The sequence below is a fragment of the Paenibacillus sp. PK1-4R genome, assembly GCF_030369595.1.
GTDB lineage: Bacteria > Bacillota > Bacilli > Paenibacillales > Paenibacillaceae > Paenibacillus.
In genome coordinates this window covers 5,552,805-5,577,362 of the sequence record NZ_CP126535.1, presented here as the reverse complement: position 1 = coordinate 5,577,362, position 24,558 = coordinate 5,552,805, and the positions used below count along the sequence as shown (strand labels likewise).

Genomic DNA, 24,558 nt, shown 5'->3' with positions numbered 1-24,558 from the left:
ATCCCCGGATTTTTCCTTCTGAGAAGGAATCAAAAAATCTGGGGATAACAGTGATCGGAAGGTTATTCTGCCATCGGAGTGCAAGTGTAAATATTTTCAGTTGAATTTATATAACGAACGATGGTGCACGGGTATTTTAACGGGAAAGGATGAATGATGTGCTCGAAGTGAAACAGGTCAGCAAAGTTTACGAAGGGCAACGCGGCGTACATCAACTGGATTTCACCATGGAACGTGGTGAGATTGTTGGCTTTCTCGGGCCCAATGGTGCCGGAAAAACAACAACGATGCGTATGATTACGGGTTATGTGCATCCAACCGCGGGTTCCATCATGGTGGATGGGGTATCGGTGCATGAGCAGGGTCAGCGTGTTCGTTCCAAGATTGGGTATCTGCCTGAAACTCCGCCACTGTATCCCGATATGACCGTGCAGTCCTATCTTAAATTCGTAGCCAATTTACGAGATGTCCCGGCACGTGAGGTTAAGCTGCGGGTCAGTGAGATGGTTAGCAGACTGGGGCTTCAGGGTCGGGAAAGGCAAATGGTACGTGGGTTATCCAAAGGATACAAACAACGCCTTGGGCTGGCAGGAGCCATTATTCACAAGCCGGATCTGCTGGTCCTGGATGAGCCAACATCGGGCCTTGATCCAAACCAGATTATCGAGATCAGAGATCTGATTCGAGAACTGGGGGAGAACCATACAGTGCTGCTAAGTACGCATATTTTGCCTGAAGTGAGCACGCTCTGTAATCGAATGTTGATCATCAATCAGGGACAGCTCGTGCTGGATGGTTCACCTCAGCATTTCGGATCAGCAATGGGGGATCAGTTCAAGGTGTCGATTGAAGTGAAGGCCTCTGCGGAGCAATTACATAATGTGCTGACCCCATGGGAGAAGGTGCGGAGTGAAGTCATTCAAACATCGGATGCGAATACCGCCAAAGATACTTCACTTAACTCAGCGGATACGGTTAAAATGCTGCTTACTGGAGAAAACTCGGAAGATTTCCGGGAGGAGCTGTTCTACCTTTTGTCAGGTGCAGGATTACCGATACTGGAGATGAAGAAGGAGAACCTAAGTCTGGAGCAAATCTTCCTGAAGCTGACCACAACCGAGGCCACAGACACAGACGCAAATTCGGCAGATGTGGATAAGGTTGCTGGGGCAGAGATGGATCAGGATGTAACTTCGGACATCGACTCGTCGAGTATATCGGGAACAACAGTTAGTACAGCAGCCGATGCTTCGCCCCATTCTCGCAAAGGGGAGGACTCCAAATGAGACGAATGATGGCGGTATGCAATAAAGAGCTGCAAGCTTATTTTCTGTCACCCACGTCCTATTTTGCTTTTGCCGTATATGTACTGATGACCAGTCTGCTGTTCTATTCAAGCTTTGTATATTACCAGCCGAGCATTGTCGATTATCGTCTCGTGTTGGGCGATACGTTGTCCATGCTGCTGTTTGTCGTGCCGTTGTTAACGATGCGACTGGTTGCAGAGGAATTCAGACAGGGAACAGATGAATTGTTGCTGACTTCTCCGGCACGAGTAACGGAAATTATTTTTGGTAAATATCTTGCTTCTCTGGCCATTCTGGTTGTGCTCATCCTGTGCAGTCTGGTGTACCCTTTCATCATGTCATTTTATGGGACATTGGATATGACGACGGTATGGATGTCTGCGCTGGGGTTATTTTTCCTGGGCGGAAGCATGATGGCGATTGGACTGTTCGCTTCCACGTTATCTCAACATCAGATGGTGTCTGCGGTGGCGGGTTTTATTATTTTGCTCGTTTTGTGGATGCTTGATTCATTCGCAGGTAATACAGGTTCTGCTTTGCAACAGTGGCTGGACCCGTTTGCACTGACTAACCGGTTCGACAGCTTCATGAAAGGTGTACTTAGTGGACCGGATATCTTGTATTATGTCACCCTTTCGGGTGTGTTTCTGCTGTTAAGCATTCAAATTGTGGAACGGAAGCGGTGGAGGTGAGAAGATGAAAAAATGGTTAAGTCATACCAACAGTACCGTGCTGTCCGTAGCGGTGATTGGCATCTTTATTTTGCTAACACTGTTCCTGAATTCACTTGGCGGCTTCCAGCTGGATCTGACCTCGAACAAACAATACACGTTGTCTGACCAGTCCCTTACTGCGATCAAAAATGTGAAGGATGACGTCAACATTCTGGTGTTAACGGTCGAAAATGCCAACAACACCGTCCTGAACCGTGAGGTCAAGGATATGGTCGAGGAATACACGAAACGTAACAGCAAGTTGAAAATAAAACAATATAATCTGACGCAGGAACCTGCGCTTGCATCCAAATACGGCATAACAGGCAGCTCCATTGTGTTGGAGCAGGGAGATCAACACAAAGTGATTGATATCGCCAGTTTGTTCACCGCGACAGGTGACGGCAGTGATGGATCATATCAGTTCACAGGTGAGGAAAAACTTACGCAGGCGCTCATGAATATGTCATCCACCGATATGCACAAAATGGTCTTTTTGACCGGACATGAAGAACTGAGTCTCGATCAGATGACTACGCTGAAATCCTCCTTGGAACAAAATAATGTGCAGACGGAAGAGTTGCAGCTGAATCAGGCCGGGAAAGTTCCGGAAGATGCAGATGTGCTTGCCATTATTGGTCCACAACGCGATCTCAGTGATACGGAAATGAAAGCCATTCGCACCTATCTGAGTAATGGAGGCAAGCTGTTATTATCCCTCGGATTTGTGGAAGATATGAAATCCAGTTGGAAAAACATCGATGCTCTGATGGCTGACTATGGCGTCGTTGATGAGCATGCGGTCATGGTGGATAATCAGCAAGCCAGTACGATGGGGCCACTCTGGGTGGTGCCGGAGTATGGTACACATGCAATTACGGACAAACTTGCTGCAAGCCAATTGTATCCGATGTTGTCGCTGTCGATTGCGTTGACTAGCAAAGAACAGGATAAATATACCCTTTCACCGTTAATTCATTCTTCGAATGACAGTTATGGGGAGACAAATATCGGCGGTTTATTGCAAAATGAAACAAGCAATGATGCCGAAGAGGACATTCAGGGACCAGTGGAACTGGGGTATGCAGCCGATACAACGGATGGTAAACCGAAGGCGGTTATTCTGGGCTCGTCCATTTTCATGCAGGATTCGGAAATTGCAAATGGCGGCAATCGGGACTTTATTTTGAATACGGTAAACTATCTGAGTGAGAAAGAAAATGGATTGACGATTCGCCCAAGGGTACAAGCCGGGTATGAGATGGCATACCTGAATGGCGAACAGGCCAGAACGATTTTCTTTGTGGCTATTGTAGCGTTCCCGCTCATCTTTGTTATCATCGGTGTACTCTTATGGTGGAGGCGCAGACGGGTATGAGAAAATGGGTCCCAACGATTCTGGTAGTCATCGTACTGATTGTGGGCTGGGTGTACGCGGCCAGTCAAAATTATTTTCGAGAAGAAGAAGCGGTACAAGCCAAATTGCTCGGTATTCAATCCGGGGATATCCAATCCATCACGATACATGATACTACGGAGGAGACATCTGGTGCAGCAGGATCTTCGACTTTGTCGCTTGAAAATGGCGTATGGCAGATGGTTGAGCCAAAAGCCTATCCTCTGAACGGTTACAGTGTCAGCAGTTGGTTAGATGCTCTGAGTGGTGCGAATCAGGAACTGGTGGTGGAAGAAGCGCCGACGGATCTGGATAAGTATGGATTAGGAACAGATGCTACACGTATGGATATCAAACTCAAAGATAATCGGGAGATCAAACTGGCTATTGGTGGCCAGCTTCCAGCAGATGATGCATGTTATGTGCGTGTTGATTCGGGTCCTGTGGTTGCCGTGCAGACAGAGGCGATTACCAGCATAGCTTTGTCTCGTCGTGATTTGTTGGACACGACACCTTTTAACATGGATGAGACAAATGTTGGGTCTCTGGAGTGGGAAGGTGAAGCAGCTACCTGGATGTTAACATCGACATCGGAGAACGATGCGGCAGAGCAGACTTGGACACTGAATGGAAAAACGATTGAAGCCACAGATGCCGTATCTCTTATCGGCAAAATCAAAAACTTGTCGACAGCAGATGATGTGCGCAAAGCGTCCGAGCTGAAGAATTCGGTTCCCCGATTCACCCTGTCTGTTGAACAGACGGTCAATGGGCAACAAGTTCGAGATGTGTATCGAGGAATTACGGTGCCATCCGAATCGGATCAGATCTGGGTCATTACGCCGGATGGTCAATGGGCATATGCCATGGAGGCGACGAGTCTAACGGAAGCCGAGAAATTCCCGGATACAATTAAAGCATCCACAACTTCTTCGGAAGAGTCATCAAGTTCGGCAAATGAAGCAACGACATCCTCATCAACAGACGGGAAATGAGTGGGGCGGAAGATAAGTGATATTATTGTGTTGAGATGCAAATATTATGATGCAAATATTATTTCGAGGCAGTGCTGCGAACAAGCAGCACTGTTTTTTTATTTTATATAGCAAGAAATTCACGGTCCACAGATCAAAAACTATAAACAAAGACCAGAACCAGAAGACCCGAATCTATAGGGTAAGGTACCATATCCTTTCAGCATATCGGTACGTACAGAAGCACATCCTATCTTTGTGACCAAAACCAACAAACATTGGAGGATGAGTACATGCCAGCAGTCAAAAAGGCAACAGCTATTACGTTATCATTATCTACTGCGATCTTTGTAATGGCCGGTTTGACAGGTTGTGGCACGAATCGGGATACCAACAATATGCATACACAAAGTGTTCGTCAGCAAGCGAGCGGCATTAACCGTTATGGTGTGGAAACAAATGGCATGGATGGCATCCGTGCGAAAAGTTATCGCATGCATAATGTCACTGACCTGAAATCCAGTGAAGAGCTGGCAAAACGCATCACGGAGATGAAGGAAGTTAAATCTGCCCGTGTCATGTTAACGGATCGTAATGCTTATGTGGCCGTTCGTTTGGCAGATGGTCACGCAGGCAAGTTGGAAAGCAAGTCCAATGGTCGTACGAGCATGCTGAATGGAACGATGCGTAATCATGCCAGTGATACCATGCGTGGGGGAAACATGAATCACGATATGGGTGGCATGCGTGTGAATGGTGGTACGGGCACAATGTCTCCGTACAGCACTAGCGGAATTGCTCCAGGACTGAACACGAATTCAGCAACGGATCGCAGCCATATGGGGAATGACCGCAGCATCTATGGAACCATGGGCACAGGTACAATTGGTATGATGCGTGGTCTGACAAATAGCGGCAAAGCACGTGGGACGGACGATGGGCATTATGGTATGAAAAGTGAAGGACAACGTGTAGATAGCACGGATGATAACACATCAGCTGAGATTAAAGGTAAGATTTCAGCAAAAATCAAGCAGTTTGCACCGAACATCGAGAATGTATATGTATCAGCCAATCCGGATTTTGTGGAGCAAGTGGAGAACTACGCCACAGATATTCGTAATGGTAAGCCAGTCAGTGGCATGATCGATACATTCCAATCGATGGTAGAGCGTATTTTCCCAACCAACGGTACGGATACCAATCACCGTGATGGCATCCTTGACGATGGCCTGATGAACCGTAATCACAATGGTGGGGTCATGAATCGAATGAATCGGTAGTTTTTTGACTGAACAAGTGTGCCTTTGCGCAGATGGTAACATCAGCTGCAGGGGCATGTTTGTTTTACATAATCTCAAATACATAGACAACTGCATACGTTCTCTTTGGACAATGAATCACATGTTTTACTGCCCATTTTTCTTATAAAACTGAACCAACGCCCTTGACCTGACATAAGATGAGTTGACTGTATCCCCTTAACCTTGTTACACCAACACAACCCGAGCAAGGAGGGGTGAACATTGAAGGGTATCGATCATAAAAGCAAATTTTTGTTAACCCACCGTGAACGCGAAGTATTCGAATTACTGGTTCAAGACAAAACAACGCGTGACATCGCAGGGCAGTTATTCATCAGCGAGAAAACGGTGCGTAACCATATTTCGAATGTGATGCAGAAACTCAATGTTAAGGGTCGTTCGCAGGCAGTTGTCGAGCTGATTAAGCTTGGAGAACTGAAGATTTAGTTGCGAATTACAGTTAGGATTACGTAGCAGCATGAAAGCCTTTCTCTATTCTTTGTCATGAAGAATGGGGCAAGGCTTTTTTGCTGCAATGGACCATAAAATAAGGGAGTTAACAATAAATTGAGGGAAGATCCGAAACGTAGCATCGCTTGTTTTCATTATTTTAGTAGACCATAATGATTACATATATGAAACAGATAAGGCAGTAGGTAAGGCTTGAAATTGAAACAATGGTAGAAAGGACGATCTAAATGGACCGTTTCTTAAATGAATTTGAAGATCATTTTCGTGCGGGTTTTCTGCCCGATCTGGAACAAATGCTGGCTAAGGTGCAGCATGAAAAAGTATATGCTTGTGCTTTTGGAACGGACAGTGATTGGGTTACCCTGTTTTTGGCGGTAAATACAGAGGAATCCCTTGCTGGGCATATTGTGAGTATGAAAGAGCAAGGGCTATGTGATAGTGAGGAGGACGAGATCTATTACAGATGGGGTTGCTCCGAATATCAATATGGCGAGGAGACGCACTTTAAGCATATCAGCCGATTGTTGTATGCAACAGAAGATGTCCAGAAGTATAAGGATGAGATCATTCGAATCATCGCCAAAGTTGTGAATGAGACAGCAAATGACGTTTTCGCCCGGTATGGACAAGCAAAAGCAGACATTACGTTCTTTGTTTCTCTAACAGATGACGATCTAGCGGAGGAGATTGAAAATCAATCGGTTCATCAAATGACTGTACCCGGCTTAGCCAGCAAATTCTTAAAACGATATGATGGCATCAATTAGAACGAGTTAACTCGAATCAAAACGAATTGAATCTTAGTACCGCGAAAGTCTTTCCTATTCTTTAACTAAACTAAAGAAGGAAGAGGCTTTTTTGTTTTTGCGTGAAAAAATGAAACAAACGAATCCATACACTTATTGATTCCTATTCATTTGAAGGAACATCCTCCATTTTTTCTTCGAAAATGGCTGATAAAAGAGCTGCTCCAATTCCTCAAATTGTGCTTCGTTCAGATGAAGATGGAGCGCTATTTTCGCAATTTTTGCGGCAGGTTGGGAAGCGGATTTCCTTCCTCCGGCTTTTCGTTTGATCGGAATATGAAATTGTAGCAAGTCTTCGAGCTGATTCCAACCTTCCCAACTCAACCGACCTCCGCGTTTCCAGTCGATAGCATAGAGGGCATAATAGGCGTGTCCTTCTGTTTGTTTGGAAGCCATAATCCAGATGGAAGGAATGAGCTTTTCCCGTTGTCTTCGATTCATTAGAATTGCACCCCTCTCGATTCTCAATATAAAGGACATCAACTATGCGTATCAAGCAGGTGAGGGGCTATACACGCTCAGATCATTGCAAAAGTCATGTTAAATTCCTCTTGATTTGCAGGATCGTCTTGATTAAAATGAAGTTATAAAAATAATTTTCTTGATTTATTAAAAATAAATAAAAATAATTTTCATAAAGTGAGGTCCTCATGGCAGCCATATTACGTGCGTTGCAGCAAGAACTGAATAACCTTCCGTCTCAGGAGCGACGTATTGCCGAAGTCATTATGCAATCTCCATCGGACATTCCCGGGTGGACGATTAGTCATCTGGCAGAGCAGAGTGGCACAAGTGCGGCGACGGTGACCCGCTTTTGCAAGTCGTTTCATTTTAAAGGCTTCCCCGATTTCAAAATGAAGCTCGCCGCAGAATTGTCCCACGCATCTGATGAAACGGCGTATCAGGATATTGTAGCGGGCAATTCACTATCCAAAATTGTTGAAGCTATCGAAGCCAACCACCTTGCGTCTATTTCAGATACCACCCGTTTGCTGGATTTGGGCAGATTGGAGCAAGCCGTTCAATTATTGTGCCAGGCTCGCCGCATCGATCTGTACGGTGTGGCTACCTCATCGATTGTTACACAGGATTTCTATCAGAAACTGGTGCGGATTGGCAAGAGCTGTACGGCTTTTTCCGACTCACATATGCAGATTACATCCGCATCTTCGCTCGCCGAGGGAGATGTGGCGATGGCCGTATCCTATTCAGGCGAAACACCGGAGACCATCGATGCCCTGCATTGTGCCAAACAGGCCGGAGCTTCTACGATTTCACTGACTTCCTATGGCAGTAACACGCTTGCAACTGTATCCGATATCCCACTATTCACCTCTTCTCTGGAAGAAGGCATGAGGCGTGGAGATATGGCTTCACGTATTGCACTGCTGCATGTGGTCGATATTTTGTTCACAGGCATGGTAAGTGCCGACTTCGACCGTTTTATCCCCAGACTGGAACAATCCTATCATAATGTGCAATCTTATCGAGTCCAACACAACGGAGGTGCCTGACAGATGAAGATGAATATACGAATTTTTGAAAATGAAGAAGACTTGAACGCCACGGGTGCTGGCCTCATTGCCAGCTTGTTGCAGACCAAACCACGGGCTGTATTGGGGCTCGCAACAGGAAGTTCTCCTGTGGGCATATATAAACAGCTTATCACGTTGTACCAGAAGGGGCTTGTCAGCTTCTCACAGGCTTCTTCTTTTAATCTCGATGAGTATGTTGGACTTCCAACAGAACATCGCGAGAGTTACCGCAGTTTCATGAACGAACAATTATTCAAACATATCGATATAGATATTGCTAGAACGCAAGTGCCTGATGGTCAGGCTGCCGATCTGGAACAGGAATGTAATTCCTATGAACAACGGCTGGACGATCGTGGACCTGTAGATCTGCAACTGCTTGGCATTGGACATAATGGTCATATTGGCTTCAATGAACCGGGAACTGAACTTACAGGACGAACACATGTTGTGGATCTGAAAGACGAGACGCGAAAGGCAAACGCACGCTTCTTTGACAGCATTGATGAAGTTCCGGCTCAGGCGATTACGATGGGTGTTGGTACCATTTTGAAAGCCAAACAAATTCTGCTCATTGCCCGTGGCGAGGAAAAAGCCGAGATTATTCGCGAAGCATTCATGGGCCCAATCACAACGGCCTGTCCTGCATCGCTTTTGCAATGTCATCCAAATGTGGTGGTATTGCTGGACCGTGCAGCTGGGAGGCTGGTGAGATGACCGAGGTGAATAGCCATGAACCTAGGAGTCAGCGTGATGAAAATATTTCTCTTCTTCGGGGCAAGCTGCTCCTTGCAGATGAGATATTGGAAGACGGTGTATTAGCTTGGAGGGATGGGAAAATCATCTATGCTGGGATACCGGAAGGTCTTCCTGAACAGATTCGGAGCGAGGCTTTGCCGCTGTCAGTACCGGAACGTGGTCTCATTGTGCCTGGATTCATTGATATCCATGTGCATGGTGGGAACGGAGAAGACTTTATGGACGCAAGCCCTGAGGTGTTGGACAAGATCACTTCTTTCCATAGTACGCAGGGAACAACAGCGATGCTTGCGACTTCCATGACAGCTCCAAAAGAGCGACTGGATAACGTACTTGCTGAGGTCAATCGGTACCGTTCCGGTGAAATGCCTTATGCTCAGCTTGAAGGTGTACACTTGGAAGGTCCGTTTTTTAGTCCGAAATGGCCTGGTGCGCAAAATCCGGAACATATCATACTGCCTGATGTATCTTGGCTCGAAGCATGGGAGAAGCAATATCCTGGCCTGATCCGTCAAGTTACGTTGGCACCGGAACGTGAAGGCGCGCTGGAAGTCATTTCATGGCTGCGAGAACAACGGATTACAGCGGCACTTGGCCATACAGATGCGACCTATGAAGAGGTGGAGCGGGCAGTGGAAGCCGGACTGCATCATGCGGTACATACATTCAATGCCATGACACCGTTGCATCATCGGTTACCCGGGGCTGCCGGAGCCGTGCTGAGTGATCCACGTATCAGTGCCGAGGTAATTGCCGACGGCATTCATGTTCACCCTGCGGCGATCTCAATCCTCGCTCAGCTGAAGCAACATGATGATCAACTCGTGTTGATTACGGATGCCATGTCTGCTGCGGGACTGGATGATGGGGAATACAAGATCGGCGACCTGCCCGTAATCGTGAAGCATGGCGAGGCCAGACTGAAGGACGGCGGCGCACTGGCTGGAAGCACACTGACGATGATTCGTGGTTTCCGTTACCTGATACAGGAAGTGGGCTTGAGTCTGAACGCTGCATCAAGAGCAGCAAGTCTGACTCCTGCACGCCTGCTCGGCATTGATCACCGGACAGGTTCCCTGGCTCAAGGAAAACAGGCAGATATCGTTTTACTGAATGCGGAGCTGGATATTGAGGGTGTATGGGTGAAGGGCAGAACTCTAAAAGAATAAATACAAACCAAATAGCTAATCAGTAGTCCAATCTACTGATTAGCTATTTGGTATAAGATGGGAGTGTTTATTGAGCAATTTTATTTGGAGCTGAGCAATCAGATATTTTATTAAAAAGATTACGAAAATTATCTATGGTTGTTTGATCAAATCCTGTCTCTTCAGATTTATTAATTGAACTTACTCGATCATAAAATCCTCGAGACAAAATAGCTTTACGATTTCCGGCTAATATCGAATTAGAAATGTTGATTGTTTGTTGTTGTGAAGTGCTTTCTAATAGAATGAATTTATGGAAGTCATTTGCAGAAAAGAGATCTTCAATAGCTAGTTTAGTGTCTCCTACAAAAATATACTCTTTATCTTCATCTAAACCGATTTTTTTTAATTTATTGCTCACGATTTTTCCCTGCTTGTCCTGATCAAGTAAACAAATAAAGGGAACTCCCCAACCTAAAAGTATGGCTGCTATATTTGGAATCTGGTCAACTCCAATTGAGGGGATTATAGTGAAATCTTGAGACACTCCCAAATAGTTTTTCATAGCTAAAATATAATAGTAATCAGATATTCCTTCAACAATAATATTAGTATTGCTATTGAAGGATATGCCTGTAGATAAGTCGTACCCTAATGCAGTTATTATAGGAGTTAAAGTGTCTCTATCAGAAACTTTATGGAACTTATTCTCAATATAGGTTGACTTATCATTTCTCATAACTAATTTTAAACGATCTAATCTATCTGTATCAATTAAATAGGGGCTATGAGTAGTCATTAATATTTGATTTTCCTTTGACAATGATTCTAGCACTCGTAGCATATCTTGTTGTGCCTTAGCATGTAAATATAACCCAGGTTCATCAAGTAAAATAATATTTGGAGCAGATTGCTGTTCAGCAACTAAAGTAATATAAAATGAAAGAAACCATTGAAATCCTTGACTTCTTTGATCGGGTTTGAAGGGAGCAACATTATTTTTTTCATATAGATAAAAACTTAACTCGTCACCGTCAATATCAAGAGATAAATCAACAGAATTTTGTTGGTAAAAACTAGAGAAATCTCCTGTTATCTTTGAGGAGGCGTCATTAACTAATAATTTTCTTTTTTGTTTAGATGTTTCATCAAATATGACTTCTTCTGAAATACCCACAATTTTAAAGAATCTTTGTATAATTGTACTGCTTGCAGCAGTAGTACGATTTGCTTTGTCAGGAAGTAAATCCGTAAAAGAAGAAAATAGTATTAATTTAGGTAATTCTATATCGTCATATTTTTTTGAGTCAGAGAATGAATTAAGACTATCAAAATTGTCTAATACTTTTAATATTGGTGAATTTTCATCTAAAGAAGTTACATCATAGAATTCAAATAGTGTTTCAGCAAAAGCTATGTATTCGTTCTCTGTAAAATAATCATTTAATTGCTGAGAGATTGAATTATCGATTAGTTCAATGTTTTTCATTAGCAGTTTAATGGTTTTAATCAACTGCTTTTCCCAATAGGCATATTCTTCGTCATTAACATGTCTAGTATATTCGATATAACTACCTTCGGTAGTAGTAGCTGCCCCAACGGTCTTAGAGACTACAATTTCATGAGTTTTATTAGTAGGGCTGACTTCAAATTTGTATTCCTCAGAGAAAATGAGTTTGTCAAGCATGATCCTTTGAATCTCCATTTCAGAAATACTGTAGCATATCGTAATTTCTGGAGGTTCTGCTGATAGTGAATTTGGGAAATCATATTCCTTATCAAAATTATTGTCTTGAAATGCTTGTAATGCTTTTAGTATATTACTTTTTCCTGATTCATTTTTACCTGCGAAAATTGTTAGATTATCATTTATGTAACATTTGCCCGAATCCACTATAGATCTAAAATTTTTTATTTGAAACCAACTTAATTTCATGCATAGCCACCTCAGTGTTGTTTTACTTAATAATATCACATAATAACTTAGTAAGGTGACTGGTATTTCCAAATTTCAACAATTTTTTTACGTGAATATTATCTCTGTTCTATATATTTATAATAAATTATGTGCAACTATTTATATAACTTGAAATGAGATAACTTCAATTTATTTGTTCAATTATGTTAAAATAGATCTCAAAAAGACGGGATCTGCGGATCACGCATAACGGAGGCGTGAAACATGGAACGTAACGCTATGCTCGAACATGATCCGTTCATCACAGTGCTGGCGGAGAAGTTGCACATACACGGATATTATGCCTTTTATGGCGAGCATTACAATGAGACCGATATGGAGCTGTACCGCAGGCATCTGTTTACATCATTCAGCAACATCGTATGGGTAGAGCTGGATGCACGCAAAAAGTATATGATTGTCGATCATCGTGGACGCAACACGGTCATGAAATTGATCGAAGGTATGCTGAACACACGCAGAACGCTGCGGGCGAACCAGGCAATGGCAGGCACGGACACCTCTGGAGTCCAGCAGGAGATCGCACATTTATCCAAGCTTGTGCACATGTTGAAGTTCACAACATTCCGCACATAAGCGAAGTGTGATATGTGGGCTGTAATAAGCGGCGTGAGTAGGAAGAGTAGAGTATAATATGTGGCTCTCATAAGCGATGAGTAACAACGAAAAATGAAAATAAACACCAAGACATGACAACGAGTGCATCTCATAAGTAGTAATCTCCGAAGGGTCGCTCAGTTCTAACGAACCTGCGAAGCCTTATTTCAATGATTTGGCTGTCATACAAAATGTAACGAATCTTAGACACGCTATTTAATGTAAATGAGCGATATTACGTTACAAAATCATGCTTACACTCCAAATAAGTTGTCTACGATTCGTTAGATTTTCAAACCTGCGAAATTTCAAGTAATAAGGCTTGTGAGGTTCTTTAGACGACAGTTGGCAATTTCCATGAAAGCTATGTGTTGGGTTTAGATAGTAAACGAGTAAACATAAAGAGAGAGTCCTGTCATAGCTGACGGAACTCTCTTTATTTGCTTTATACAATTCAACAACACACATTCTCTATATAAGCAATTATCTAAACGAAGTCACAAAACTGCTGAACAGCGTCCGGACATCATACTGATATTTATTGATCGGCTCAATCGGACGTTTCTCTCCAAGCAGGGTGTAGACGGCGATCCGTGCTGCCCGGACTGAATATTCTTCGGTGAATACCACGTCATCGGGAATTTCGCAGAATTGGCTGATAAAGGCCAGGTTGGTGGAGCCTTCAGGCACAACCTTAGGTCTGTCGCTATTCAGTCTTGGCATGAATTGGGCTGTAATGTAAGGCATCATACAAGGAATGCAGTTGGCGGTAGCCATGATCTCCTCTTGATGTTCCTGGAAATGAAGATGGCCGATCAACTCTTGCATAATCTCTTCCCCGGTACAGTCGCACATTCTTTTCTTCACGTAATCGCCCACGTTATCCGGATATAATCCGTATCCCCAGAATACGTTGACATGCTCCGGCTGACCACGGAAATGCGGTTGGAAGGCTAGAACGACAGACATGAACCAGCTGGAATCCTTGAAAGTAACCAGCGCGCCGGTACCTGCCCGGTTGCGTGTGAATTTCTCCATCAGATCAAAGAAGACCGAATCCTGGAAGGTGACCGTAAACGACTCCCATTTGGACTCATTCACATGATCATTAAAAGAAGAAGGGTTGCCCAGCATCGGTTTCTTGGCGGCAATGTTCTCCCACAGCTTCCATGAGCTGCCCTTGCCATTCAGTTTCGGGGCGGAAGTCATGGAGCCGATGTCGGCCCCTTCGGTCATCGAACCGTTTGTAACAATGACCAGATCACCTTCGTGGATGTCAATGACTTCCTCGGTACCATTCCGGCTCACATGCATCCGACTTACCGTAATGCCCTCGCCGTCTTTGAAATCCAGATCCGTGACGGTACATTTCAGCGTGAAATCTACGCCAAACGGTTCCAGATAATTATGCAATGGAAGGATGATCGAGTCATATTGGTTGAAGGGCGTGCGGGTAACGCCTTCCAGCGTCTGAATTCTCGGGAATTCGTGAAAAAAGCGAAGCATGTATCTTTTAAATTCCACGGCGCTGTGCCAAGGTTGGAAGGCAAAGGTGGTCGCCCACATATACCAAAAGTTTGTTTTAAAAAAGTGAGGGCCAAACCAGTCGTTGATGCGCAGTTTACCCAGCGTGTCTTCAGGAGTAATAATCAGTTTACCCATCGCCAGACGGTCCGCCATATCAAAGCCCATCGAGAGCACATCTTCGACCTTCCCGTCACGGTTGATGAGCCGTGCATTGGAATGTGTGGGATTGGCATCGTCAAATTCGGTAATTTCCTGTCGGACAGATATGCCTGGATGGTCGATGGAAGGGATGGAAGCCAGCAGCTCCCACAGATTCTCATAGGCCTCGTCATTGAGCATCCGCCCGCCGCGGATGATATATCCTTGATCAGGATTACCAGCCCCGTCATTGCTACCGCCGAGAATTGGCATTTCTTCGATAATGTGAATATGTTCTCCAGGAAAGCCACAATCTCTGACAAGATAAGCTGCACCCGCCAATGATGCAATGCCGCCGCCTACAAAATAGACCTGTTTATTACCATGTTCTTTCTTCACGATCATTCGCCTCCAAAGGGTTCTGTAATCACATCCCTAATGTAAACCTTGCAGGTCCCGTAAGGTATGATCAAAAGAAAGGGAGTGTCCATTTTTTGGTCACTTTTGGAAAAGTGTCTAAAGATTATGCGTAGATCACATGTAAAAAAAGCCGCACATCCTAATCGGATGGCAGCTTATTCTCATACTTGTGCAACGCCCTCAGGACACTGCCTTCGATCAGCTCACTGAGCTTCTCGATAATATGTTTGGGAGGTTCTCGCATGTCGCCCCTCATCCATTGGATAATCAGCCCCGTGAAGGCCAAGGTATAGAAGTTGGCGACGAACTCTTTGTCCTCACTGCGGACCTGTATCCCACAGGCCAGCTCATCAATAACACCCATGATCAGATCATGGGTTACTTCATAGAGGTATGTGTCCAAGTGGGTGCGCCCGAGCGAGTCGAGTGTATTGAAGCAGAACGTTTTATTGTTCTCGATGTAACAAAAGATTTTATGGAATCCGTCCGTCCATGTGCTGTAGCTTCGGTACTCCGTAAGGCTCTCTACCGCTTCAGTCTGATATATCCACCCAAGCAGCGCGTAAATATCCTGAAAATGATAATAAAAGGTTTGCCGGTTCACGCCGCAATGGTCAACCAGATGTTTGACCGTAATCTTGTTCAGCGGGGTGTGCTCCATCAGTGATTTAAGCGAGTGAGCCAGCGCATGTTTGGTTAAGTGAGAAGCAGACACAACATTCACCTCATCATTTTGGATTAGCTTGCTGGTATGCACCAGCAGGTAAACACTCATGGCAAAAGCCCCGCAGCGAAGTCACGAGTATAAGCAAGTCAAAACGCAGGAATCCGAAAGATCCTCCAATCCACAAAACCCCTGTAGCTATCAACATCTTCGTTACCCGATCCGCACCATATTCCATAAGGGTGCATCCTAAATATTGAATATCAATCGCTTCAAATAAACTCCTAAAGGCCACTTGTGTTGTCTCTATCACAATCCCTTAAAAGTTAGCCGTCGTCTAAAACCAGTCACAATAAAGAGCAACCATGGTAAAAGCCTGAAACCTAGTGAAGGAGACGTAATCAATCTAAAAAAACGGCCGATAAGGTCGCGTATATTATCTCTATAACACTAAACCATTAAAACCGAGACCCCGTCTATAAAATCAGTCATAGGAAGAACGATAACGAAATGATCGAGAAAAAATCGAAAAACTGTTCAGTAGCCCATCGTTTTGTGATCTATCACACTAACCTTCAAAGTTAAACCCATACCTTTAAAGAAGCCATAATAAAGCAAACTGTACGCAATGATCGATACAAAATTCAAAGAACGGCCTAAAGGTCACCATGTTTTTATCTCTAATACACTAACCCATTTAAAAGTAAGTCACCATCGTCTCCCTTCATAAAAAGCAGCCACGAAAAAACCACAATTTCACCAAAGAAAAAAGAAACAACTTCACCAAAAAAACAAAAAAAAGAAACAAATAAATCAAATAAATAAAAAAAGACGACCCGAAGGCCGTTCTTTTTTCTCCCCATTACACTAACCAATCAATAGTTAGGCTCAATCTTAAAATCAGTCTGCGAGAAGCTGCAACGTAGTGAAGGGGACGAAATCGATTCTGAAGAAGCGGAGCGTTCGCCTTTATCCCCGGATTTCTCCCTTTAGAAAGGGAATCAAGGAAATCCGGGGATAACAGCGATCAAAAGAACGATTCGGCCCCGGAACGTCCACTAGCACCTTGCCCCAGCACTTATTTTAGTAATGATGAGCCCGACTATTACAAACTCTTCAGAAACTGCACAATCGTCAACAACCCTTTATCAAAGTTCTCCAGGTTGAAGTGCTCGTTTGGTGCATGAAGGTTCTCATCCGGCAAACCAAAGCCCATCATAACAGCAGGGATTTCGAGTACACGTGAGAGCTTCTCAACAATCGGAATGGAGCCGCCATCTTTGGTAAAGAGGGCACGAACGCCATACACGTGCTCATACGCATCTGCCGCTTTTTGCAGAATTGGATTGGAAGGATCAGTGTTGAAAGCAAAAGCTTTTTCAATCTGTTTCACATGCAGCGTTGCACCCGGTTGAACGTGAGCGCGCAGATGTGCTTCGATACGATCCAATACATGTTGTGGATCTTGATCCGCCACGAGGCGGCAGGTGATTTTGGCATGAGCTTCCTTCGGAATAACCGTTTTGCTACCTTCGCCTTGGAAACCACCCCATACGCCGTTTAGTTCCAATGTTGGACGAGCGCCAACACGTTCCACGAACGAGTAACCTTCTTCGCCGTACAATTGCTCCAGTCCGAGGTCTTGACGAAGTTGTTCTTCATTGAAGCCCTGTTTCACAAATTCTTCTCTCATCTCAGGAGATAGTGGTAGAACGCCGTCGTAGAAACCATCTACACTCACACGGCCTTGCTCATCATGCAACGAAGCGAGCAGGGATACGAGTGCGTGCAGTGCGTTAGGTACACCACCACCAAATGAACCGGAGTGCAAGTCGGTATTGGCTGTGTTCAGATCTACGTGAAGCGAGCAGAGGCCGCGCAGGCCAGTGGAGATCGCTGGTTTACCTTTTTCAAGCAGGGACGTATCCGAGATCAGTACCATGTCTGCACGCAGCTTGTCTGTATTATCATTAAGATAGATGGGCAAGTTCGGGCTGGAGATTTCCTCTTCGCCTTCGATACAGAACTTGATGTTAACCGGAAGTTCTTTGTTTTCGGCAAGAATGGCTTCTACTGCCTTGATATGTAGGAAAATCTGTCCTTTGTCATCCGTCGCACCACGGGCGAACAGCTTCCCATCACGAACGGTAGGTTCGAAAGGAGGTGTCTCCCACAGGTTAAGCGGATCAACTGGTTGTACATCATAGTGTCCATAGATCAGCGCTGTCGGTTTGCCGGGTGCATGCAGGTGATCTGCATAGACAATCGGATGTCCAGCCGTTTGAATGACCTCTACGTTTTCCATGCCTGCACGTGTGAGCGCATCTGCTGCCCATTGTGCTGCACGATTAACATCCTCTTTATGCTCGGAAATGGCGGAAATACTTGGAATGGACAACCATTCATTCAGTTCTGCCAGGTGTTTTTCTCTATTTTGTTCAAAATAAGTCTGTTCTTTCATTAAAAAGGCCTCCTTCATGTTTGCTTTATCTCATTGTAATCCATTTTGTCATGTTAATAAAACATTGGTTAAAAAAATGATCGGTTACAGATCGTTTCATTCACCTGAGGATTGTGCGTATAATACAAGAAAAGGATTTCATCCATATATTCTCAGGGGAGTTGAGGAAGTTTCCATGACAGTCAGACCCGATGCAAGCAGGCAGGTGAGCAGCGATGGAACCGACTAGGAGCGATCGAATATTTGGCAGATTCAAGCGATTATCCGATCTGAAGGCTGGAAGGCATAAAGGACGATTTTATCGAAACAGCCTGATGCTTATTTTACTCATTGCCAGCATTCCCGGACTAATCACAGGTATCGTCATGTATCAACAGGTTGTTGGCCGGATGGAAACCGAGTTCAATCAGATGCACCAGAACCAGATTGAGAACCGGGCACGCAATGTGGATGACCAGCTGGCTTATCTGGAGATGAACTTATCCCATTGGGCTTTTGAACCGAGGTTTGGCAATGCTTTGCGAACACTGGATTTTGTGTATTATTTTAATGAAACGCAGGAGATTGTGACTACCTTATACGTATTACAAGGTTCCCATCCACTGATCAAGTCAGCACAGCTGTATTTGCAGGAACCAAAGCCAATCTTGTTTAATCGGGATTATACCGAGTTGAACGATGAAGCCAAAGTACAAGCCTATGATCGATACCTTTCCATGGGTAACCACGTGTACTGGACAGACTGGGTTTCCAGCATCAACAGAGATACCGAACCTTCGACTAACGATAGTCCACTGCATACGGATGCAGGCAATGCACTTGTTCTAGTACATAAGATACCAGGCGAGAGCATTAATCCGTTTGGTGCACTGATCATCACGCTGGATAACGAGAAAGTTGCCAGTTTATTGAAAACGCTTACTCCTTATGACGAAGGTTTGACGTTCCTCATGGATCAGGAAGGTAACACACTGGTTACCGGAAATCCGGGAACGGCGGGAGAGACTTCTGCTTTTGAGCAGCAGCTAAAAGAAGAAGTAGCCCTGCATGCGGGCAGCCGCTCATTCCTGTTCCGATATGAGGATCAGACCTATTCTGTCTCATACGGTTCATTGAGTCGGATCGATTCAGACTGGACTTACGTCTCCGCAGCACCTTTGACCTCAGTCACTTCGCCAGTTAAACTGGTGTCCAAAATCATCGTCATTGCGAGTATAGGCAGTCTCATCCTGGGATTATTGTTATCCTGGTTTGCTTCACGCCGCATATATTCACCTGTAGCGCGGATGCTCCATCTGCTTACGCCTGGCAGAAACGAAACCACACCAACGGATGCCAAGCTGGATGAGTTTGAGCTGCTGGAGCAACAGTGGAACGAACTGACCTCCCGCAGTGTTACGGCACATCGCCAGTTGCAGGAGCAGCTTCCCCATCTGCGCGACAGCTTTGTCCTACAACTTGTACAGGGGCATCTATATGCCTATAACGAGCAGGATCTCCAGCAGCGCATGCGTCATCTTGGATTTGAGCTGGAGGGCCAGCAGTATTTGCTGGTGCAGATGTATTTTACGGGGTATGAGCAGCTGCAAGGCAGATTTGGGAGCCAGGACACGGGATTAGTCACCTTTGCAGCCGTGAATATCACTCAGGAAGTGGCAAAGAATTATTTTAGACAGATCAGTGTCATGAATTTTCATGATCTGTCTTCCGCCATGCTTGTGATTGCTCCCCAGGACGAACCTGTGAAATCACAAGCGATGTTATGGGGGCAGGAGCTTGTGGAGGTCATTGGAAGAACACTCAAACTGAAGGTGACTTTGATGATCAGTCGCCCAGCAGCTTCACTTCAGGAACTGCCCGGACGATTCGTTGAGATGGAACAGGCCGTGGCTTATCGCAGTGTGGAGGAAGGAAGTCAGATTCTCGATCTGGAGGATGAGGCGTGTTTCCGTAGAAATGAAGCAGCTTCCTATCCACTTGGGCTGGAACGGGAGTTGTTACAGGCGGTCAGGCTGGGCAAACAAGCCGAAGCAGAACGTGTGCTGGAACAATTCATGAGTGAGATTACGCGGACGGGCAGTACCGAATTTCAGGTGCAACAGATGATGCTTCAATTGCTCGGCAGTATTCAGCACATGATGTTGCAAACGGGTGTCACACCTTATAAGCTGTTTGGTGGTTACAATATGTATGAGCAACTATCCGGTATTCGTGAACCTGTACAGATGAGGCAGTGGATGATGAATGAGGTATTCATACCGTATATACAAGAGGTTGAGGTACGATCGCAGGAACCGCTGAAACTGGTGGTGGAACGAACGATGTTGTATATCGATACACATTACCGCAGCGACATTTCGCTGGAAAACTGTGCTGACGAGGAGCAGATGACACCCTATGCACTGAGTAAGGCTTTCAAACAGGTATCGGGCATCAACTTTATTGATTATCTGACACGTGTGAGAATGGATACGGCGAAGCAATTGTTACGTGAGACAACGATGAAAATCAATGATGTTGCGGCGGCTGTGGGATATCAGCACAGTTATTTTAATCGGATCTTCAAGAAACAGGAGGGAGTTACCCCGAGTCAGTATCGCGATCAATGGTTTGGACAATAACCTTTTATATCTTTGTCATTTCAGACCGACATTCAGCTTTAACGGATGTCGGTTTTTTCTTTTTTTTACCGTGATACAAAGAAGGATAAACCCGCAAAAATGTGCAATTCTACCTGCTACGTTATGTTCAGTTTCTTGTGGAAATGGCGTTATAGCGGGCTTTTCGGCCAATGAGCCGGAGCAATGCAAAAAATGAAGGTTGCCGGAAAAAGATCGGCTGTATAGTCTGAGTATCAGGTTATTTGATAACGCTTACATCGTTGAGAAAGGGGAGACATGATGAACGGGAAGACGGACTGGAATACCAACGGCACTGCAACTGCTCAAGCGGATATGGCAACAAGACCATTAAAACAGGAGTCCAATTGGAAAAGGCAGATTAAACGAAACAAATGGTTATATGTGCTTGTGCTTCCCGGCTTTTTGTACTTTGTCATCTTTAAATACTTGCCCATGTGGGGGATCATCATTGCCTTTCAGGACTACCAGCCTTTCCTGGGCATCCGGGAGAGTAACTGGGTGGGGTTAGAGAACTTTACGAACTTTTTCTCCAACCCGGACTTCTTCCGACTATTACGCAATACATTGGTCCTTGCCCTGTATGATCTTATCTTCTTTTTCCCGGCACCGATCATTATCGCCTTGTTATTAAATGAAATTCGGGTCGCTTTCTTCAAAAGAACGATTCAAACGCTGGTTTATGTACCCCATTTTGTATCCATGGTGATTATCGCCAGTATCACGTACGTGTTCCTGACCCCACAGGGCGGGGTGTTATACGACCTGATCGCCTGGATTACAGGCAAGCCCATTGATGTACTTTCCAGCCCGGGTTCGTTCCGCCCGCTCATTATTGTTCAGATGATGTGGAAGGAGATGGGTTGGGGCACAATCATTTTCCTTGCTGCCCTCGCAGGTGTCGATACGGAACAATATGAAGCCTCCATTGTGGATGGCGCCGGACGATTACGGCGGATGTGGCATATCACACTTCCAGCCATTCGTACGACCATAGTCATTTTGCTCATTCTCAGACTGGGGAACTTCCTCGATACCGGATTTGAGCAGATCTATCTGATGACCAACTCCCTCAACCGGGATGTGGCAGATGTATTTGATACGTATGTGTACACGGTGGGGATTACGCAAGGTGCATTCAGTTACAGTACCGCTGTTGGACTATTCAAGTCTGTGGTGGGGATTATCCTGGTGCTTGGCAGTAATAAACTTGCGAAAAAATTCGGCCATCCCGGAATTTATTAAGGAGGAGCGCCCATGAACAGCCGTCTATACAACAGCCCTGCCGGCAAGGTATTTGATATCTTCAATTACGTCATGCTGGGGATTCTGGGCATATTAACCGTCCTTCCGTTCCTGTATATTATAGGGAATTCTTTCGCAACGGAAGCCGAGATCACCGAACGCAGTTTTTTTCTCATTCCGAAGGTGTTTTCCTTCAGCGCGTATGAGTATATTTTCTCCTCGTCCACGATCTTTCGCAGCATTGGTGTTTCCATTTTCATCACGGTGGCAGGCACACTGGTCAATCTGTTTTTCACTCTAACAATGGCTTATCCACTATCCAGAAGTGACTTCTGGGGCCGTAACGTCATGATGAACATGGTGATCTTCTCGATGTTATTCGGCGGTGGCATGATTCCAACGTATCTCGTTATTCGAGGACTGGGACTGCTCGATTCTTACTGGGCTCTTATGCTTCCTGGCGCGATCAGCGCTTTTAACTTAATCGTTGTCAAAAACTTTTTTCAGCAAATGCCGCCCGGGCTGGAGGAAGCGGCCCGCATCGACGGCTGTTCGGATCTCGGCGTGCTGTGGCGAATTGTTCTGCCTTTATCGAAACCGGTCATTGCCACGTTTGCTTTGTTCTACGCCGTAGGCCACTGGAACAACTTTTTCTCGGCACTCCTGTACATTTCCGATAGTGACAAATGGCCTCTGCAAGTCATGCTGAGACAGATCGTGTTACTCTCGCAAGCCAGTGTCGGAGATATGGCAAACATGGACCCCAATTTTGTACAGCCACCAGAGCAGTCGATCAAAATGGCAGTGATCGTTGTAGGTACCATTCCGATTTTGCTGGTGTATCCGTTTTTGCAGAAACATTTTGCCAAAGGTGTCATGTTAGGTTCAATTAAAGGTTAAAGCCAAGGGGGAGAACGTATGGGACAAAAAACGGGATTCAAAAAAGGTGCACTGTTACTCTCTGCGTCACTGGTACTAAGTACAATTCTGGGAGCATGCTCCACGGACAAAGCAGGTTCAGGAACCGCTGCGGGTGGCACCGACGAAATTACCATTATGCTTCCGAACTTCGAAGCGGAGAATCCGCCGGAGAACAGCCCGGTCATCCAGAAACTTGAGGAATTGACCAAGGTGGATGTGAACCTGCAGTGGGTGCCAAGCAGCTCGTACGAAGACAAATTCAACATCACATTGGCCTCGGGAAAGCTTCCTCAGATTATGGTGGTGTTAGGGAAGTCCCCAAGTTTCATTAATGCGGCCCGAACCGGGGCTTTCTGGGAGCTGGGTCCTTATCTGAAAGACTATCCGAATCTGAGTCAAATGAATGAAATCATCACCAACAATGCGTCAATCGATGGCAAAACCTATGGGATCTACCGGGCACGGGCCCTGGGACGTAATGGGGTTACAATCCGCAAAGATTGGCTGGAGAATCTGAGGCTGGAAGAGCCGAAGACGATTGATGAATTTTACAATGTGTTGAAAGCGTTCACGAAGGATGATCCGGACGGTAACGGCAAAGATGATACGTACGGTCTGGTTGCCAGCAAATTCACGGGCCCGTGGGATAACATGCAGGTATGGTTTGGTGCGCCCAACAAATGGGGAGATGATGGCAGTGGAGGTCTGATCCCGGCGCATGAGACACCAGAATACATGGAAGCCCTGAAATTTTTCCGGCAAATTTATAGTGAGGGTCTGGTCAACAAGGACTTTGCCGTGATGGATGCAACGAAACTGCCTGATCCATTTGTGAATGGGCAAGCCGGTGTCATGGTGGATGTAGCAGATAATGCCCAGCGCATGGATCAGAAAATACTCGATAAAGATCCAAATGCGACAGGACGTGTGGACGTGCTGCAAGCGATGGAAGGTCCAAAGGGATTACGTGATATGCCAACGTCCGGCTACTCCGGCCTGATTGCCATTTCCAAAAGCAGTGTCAAAACGGAAGAGGACCTGAAGAAGGTGTTGGGCTTCCTGGATCAGTTGAACGAACCGGAATTACAGGCATTGTTGTACAACGGACTAGAAGGCAAGCAGTATGAGAAAAAAGAAGACTACATCATACCGAGCACTGACAAGCTTGCGCTCCGCGACCTACAGGGTTTAAACCAGATTTTGATGTTTGTGCCGGAAGACAGAACGCTTCGTGTACAACAGACACCTGTCCGTGAAAAGGTTGCACAGGTGCAGAAAGCCAACGAAGAGATTGTCATCGCCAATCCTGGCGAACCGCTGATCTCTGATGTTTACGCCCAGAAAGGACCGCAGCTGGATAATATCATTAACGATGCGCGGATCAAATATATCGTAGGTCAGATTGATGAGAAAGGATTCGAAGATGCTGTTGCCCTGTGGAAGAACAACGGCGGAGATGATTATGTGAAAGAAGTTAATGAACTGTACGCTGCACTGAAGTAGTCGTATAAGCCAGAGCCCGGTAGCCGTGCTTTCAGTGTAGCGGAAACAGCCG

At 45.3% G+C, this 24,558-nt stretch carries 20 protein-coding genes; 15 read left to right on the top strand and 5 right to left on the bottom strand.

Going from position 1 to position 24,558, the window contains the following annotated elements; translation table 11 throughout:
• The first annotated feature begins 158 nt into the window (after nucleotides 1-158).
• The 7 genes from QNO02_RS24235 to QNO02_RS24205 all read left to right on the top strand — a co-directional run bounded on the left by QNO02_RS24235 (nucleotide 159) and on the right by QNO02_RS24205 (nucleotide 6,932).
• A complete protein-coding gene (locus QNO02_RS24235; protein ID WP_289390270.1) occupies nucleotides 159-1,286 on the top strand; it encodes an ABC transporter ATP-binding protein in 1,128 nt (375 codons plus the stop codon).
• Nucleotides 1,283-1,999, top strand: coding sequence for an ABC transporter permease subunit (locus QNO02_RS24230; protein WP_017692528.1), 717 nt, complete (start codon nucleotides 1,283-1,285; stop codon nucleotides 1,997-1,999). The genes QNO02_RS24235 and QNO02_RS24230 overlap by 4 nt, the downstream gene beginning before the upstream one ends.
• A gap of 4 nt (nucleotides 2,000-2,003) precedes the next feature.
• On the top strand, nucleotides 2,004-3,398 hold the full coding sequence (locus QNO02_RS24225) for a GldG family protein (RefSeq protein ID WP_289390269.1): 1,395 nt from the start codon (nucleotides 2,004-2,006) through the stop codon (nucleotides 3,396-3,398).
• Nucleotides 3,395-4,411, top strand: coding sequence for a DUF4340 domain-containing protein (locus tag QNO02_RS24220; RefSeq protein WP_289390268.1), 1,017 nt, complete (start codon nucleotides 3,395-3,397; stop codon nucleotides 4,409-4,411). Before QNO02_RS24225 ends, QNO02_RS24220 begins: the two co-directional genes overlap by 4 nt.
• 272 nt (nucleotides 4,412-4,683) lie before the next feature.
• Nucleotides 4,684-5,673 carry a YhcN/YlaJ family sporulation lipoprotein gene (locus tag QNO02_RS24215; RefSeq protein WP_133387086.1) on the top strand — a complete coding sequence of 330 codons (990 nt, stop codon included), beginning with the start codon at nucleotides 4,684-4,686 and terminating at the stop codon, nucleotides 5,671-5,673.
• Nucleotides 5,674-5,916: 243 nt separating this feature from the next.
• Nucleotides 5,917-6,141, top strand: a complete 225-nt coding sequence (locus QNO02_RS24210) for a helix-turn-helix domain-containing protein (protein ID WP_017692532.1) — start codon at nucleotides 5,917-5,919, stop codon at nucleotides 6,139-6,141.
• A 251-nt stretch (nucleotides 6,142-6,392) separates the two neighbouring features.
• Nucleotides 6,393-6,932 (top strand): DUF4303 domain-containing protein, encoded by a 540-nt coding sequence (locus QNO02_RS24205; protein ID WP_289390267.1) that lies wholly within the window; start codon nucleotides 6,393-6,395, stop codon nucleotides 6,930-6,932.
• 132 nt (nucleotides 6,933-7,064) lie between these two features.
• Here the strand turns inward: QNO02_RS24205 and QNO02_RS24200 are convergent, their stop codons facing one another.
• Nucleotides 7,065-7,412, bottom strand: a complete 348-nt coding sequence (locus tag QNO02_RS24200) for a hypothetical protein (RefSeq protein ID WP_289390266.1) — start codon at nucleotides 7,410-7,412, stop codon at nucleotides 7,065-7,067.
• 209 nt (nucleotides 7,413-7,621) lie between these two features.
• Here QNO02_RS24200 and QNO02_RS24195 point away from each other — a divergent pair, with 209 nt between their 5' ends.
• Genes QNO02_RS24195 through nagA form a run of 3 tightly spaced genes read left to right on the top strand, consistent with a single transcriptional unit; the run spans nucleotide 7,622 to nucleotide 10,434 of the window.
• Nucleotides 7,622-8,485 (top strand): MurR/RpiR family transcriptional regulator, encoded by an 864-nt coding sequence (locus QNO02_RS24195; protein ID WP_289390265.1) that lies wholly within the window; start codon nucleotides 7,622-7,624, stop codon nucleotides 8,483-8,485.
• 9 nt (nucleotides 8,486-8,494) lie between these two features.
• Complete coding sequence (nagB, locus tag QNO02_RS24190; RefSeq protein WP_091037991.1) at nucleotides 8,495-9,223, top strand: glucosamine-6-phosphate deaminase; 729 nt, start codon at nucleotides 8,495-8,497, stop codon at nucleotides 9,221-9,223.
• The gene (gene nagA, locus QNO02_RS24185) at nucleotides 9,220-10,434 is read left to right on the top strand and encodes an N-acetylglucosamine-6-phosphate deacetylase (protein ID WP_289390264.1); all 1,215 of its coding nucleotides are present in this window, start codon (nucleotides 9,220-9,222) and stop codon (nucleotides 10,432-10,434) included. Before nagB ends, nagA begins: the two co-directional genes overlap by 4 nt.
• 67 nt (nucleotides 10,435-10,501) lie before the next feature.
• On the opposite strand, the gene QNO02_RS24180 is transcribed toward nagA, so the two are convergent.
• On the bottom strand, nucleotides 10,502-12,349 hold the full coding sequence (locus QNO02_RS24180) for an ATP-dependent nuclease (RefSeq protein ID WP_289390263.1): 1,848 nt from the start codon (nucleotides 12,347-12,349) through the stop codon (nucleotides 10,502-10,504).
• Between the two features lie 246 nt (nucleotides 12,350-12,595).
• On the opposite strand from QNO02_RS24180, the gene QNO02_RS24175 reads away from it, so the two are divergent.
• A complete protein-coding gene (locus QNO02_RS24175) occupies nucleotides 12,596-12,967 on the top strand; it encodes a hypothetical protein (protein WP_074096289.1) in 372 nt (123 codons plus the stop codon).
• A 504-nt stretch (nucleotides 12,968-13,471) separates the two neighbouring features.
• On the opposite strand, the gene QNO02_RS24170 is transcribed toward QNO02_RS24175, so the two are convergent.
• From QNO02_RS24170 to QNO02_RS24160, 3 genes are all read right to left on the bottom strand, one after another.
• Nucleotides 13,472-15,058 (bottom strand): oleate hydratase, encoded by a 1,587-nt coding sequence (locus tag QNO02_RS24170; RefSeq protein ID WP_289390262.1) that lies wholly within the window; start codon nucleotides 15,056-15,058, stop codon nucleotides 13,472-13,474.
• Between the two features lie 154 nt (nucleotides 15,059-15,212).
• On the bottom strand, nucleotides 15,213-15,848 hold the full coding sequence (locus QNO02_RS24165) for a TetR/AcrR family transcriptional regulator (RefSeq protein ID WP_289390261.1): 636 nt from the start codon (nucleotides 15,846-15,848) through the stop codon (nucleotides 15,213-15,215).
• A 994-nt stretch (nucleotides 15,849-16,842) separates the two neighbouring features.
• Entirely contained in the window at nucleotides 16,843-18,198 is a 1,356-nt protein-coding gene (locus QNO02_RS24160) for a dipeptidase (protein ID WP_076333733.1), read from the bottom strand.
• A gap of 215 nt (nucleotides 18,199-18,413) precedes the next feature.
• Here QNO02_RS24160 and QNO02_RS24155 point away from each other — a divergent pair, with 215 nt between their 5' ends.
• The 4 genes from QNO02_RS24155 (at nucleotide 18,414) to QNO02_RS24140 (ending at nucleotide 24,506) form a co-directional block, all read left to right on the top strand.
• A complete protein-coding gene (locus tag QNO02_RS24155; protein WP_289390260.1) occupies nucleotides 18,414-20,819 on the top strand; it encodes an AraC family transcriptional regulator in 2,406 nt (801 codons plus the stop codon).
• Nucleotides 20,820-21,152: 333 nt separating this feature from the next.
• Nucleotides 21,153-22,082: an ABC transporter permease gene (locus QNO02_RS24150; protein WP_026081491.1), complete on the top strand. Its 930-nt coding sequence runs from the start codon at nucleotides 21,153-21,155 to the stop codon at nucleotides 22,080-22,082.
• Nucleotides 22,083-22,094: 12 nt separating this feature from the next.
• A complete protein-coding gene (locus QNO02_RS24145) occupies nucleotides 22,095-22,982 on the top strand; it encodes a carbohydrate ABC transporter permease (protein WP_017692544.1) in 888 nt (295 codons plus the stop codon).
• Nucleotides 22,983-23,000: 18 nt separating this feature from the next.
• Nucleotides 23,001-24,506, top strand: a complete 1,506-nt coding sequence (locus tag QNO02_RS24140) for an extracellular solute-binding protein (protein ID WP_289390259.1) — start codon at nucleotides 23,001-23,003, stop codon at nucleotides 24,504-24,506.
• The last annotated feature ends 52 nt before the right edge of the window (nucleotides 24,507-24,558 follow it).

Coding starts and splice junctions, on each gene's coding strand:
- QNO02_RS24180 (WP_289390263.1), bottom strand. CDS start 12,349: ATGAAATTAAGTTGGTTTCAAATAAAAAATTTTAGATCTATAGTGGAT.
- QNO02_RS24225 (WP_289390269.1), top strand. CDS start 2,004: ATGAAAAAATGGTTAAGTCATACCAACAGTACCGTGCTGTCCGTAGCG.
- QNO02_RS24205 (WP_289390267.1), top strand. CDS start 6,393: ATGGACCGTTTCTTAAATGAATTTGAAGATCATTTTCGTGCGGGTTTT.
- QNO02_RS24175 (WP_074096289.1), top strand. CDS start 12,596: ATGGAACGTAACGCTATGCTCGAACATGATCCGTTCATCACAGTGCTG.
- QNO02_RS24155 (WP_289390260.1), top strand. CDS start 18,414: ATGGAACCGACTAGGAGCGATCGAATATTTGGCAGATTCAAGCGATTA.
- nagB (WP_091037991.1), top strand. CDS start 8,495: ATGAATATACGAATTTTTGAAAATGAAGAAGACTTGAACGCCACGGGT.
- nagA (WP_289390264.1), top strand. CDS start 9,220: ATGACCGAGGTGAATAGCCATGAACCTAGGAGTCAGCGTGATGAAAAT.
- QNO02_RS24195 (WP_289390265.1), top strand. CDS start 7,622: ATGGCAGCCATATTACGTGCGTTGCAGCAAGAACTGAATAACCTTCCG.
- QNO02_RS24200 (WP_289390266.1), bottom strand. CDS start 7,412: ATGAATCGAAGACAACGGGAAAAGCTCATTCCTTCCATCTGGATTATG.
- QNO02_RS24215 (WP_133387086.1), top strand. CDS start 4,684: ATGCCAGCAGTCAAAAAGGCAACAGCTATTACGTTATCATTATCTACT.
- QNO02_RS24165 (WP_289390261.1), bottom strand. CDS start 15,848: ATGAGTGTTTACCTGCTGGTGCATACCAGCAAGCTAATCCAAAATGAT.
- QNO02_RS24140 (WP_289390259.1), top strand. CDS start 23,001: ATGGGACAAAAAACGGGATTCAAAAAAGGTGCACTGTTACTCTCTGCG.
- QNO02_RS24230 (WP_017692528.1), top strand. CDS start 1,283: ATGAGACGAATGATGGCGGTATGCAATAAAGAGCTGCAAGCTTATTTT.
- QNO02_RS24150 (WP_026081491.1), top strand. CDS start 21,153: ATGGCAACAAGACCATTAAAACAGGAGTCCAATTGGAAAAGGCAGATT.
- QNO02_RS24170 (WP_289390262.1), bottom strand. CDS start 15,058: ATGATCGTGAAGAAAGAACATGGTAATAAACAGGTCTATTTTGTAGGC.
- QNO02_RS24160 (WP_076333733.1), bottom strand. CDS start 18,198: ATGAAAGAACAGACTTATTTTGAACAAAATAGAGAAAAACACCTGGCA.
- QNO02_RS24220 (WP_289390268.1), top strand. CDS start 3,395: ATGAGAAAATGGGTCCCAACGATTCTGGTAGTCATCGTACTGATTGTG.
- QNO02_RS24145 (WP_017692544.1), top strand. CDS start 22,095: ATGAACAGCCGTCTATACAACAGCCCTGCCGGCAAGGTATTTGATATC.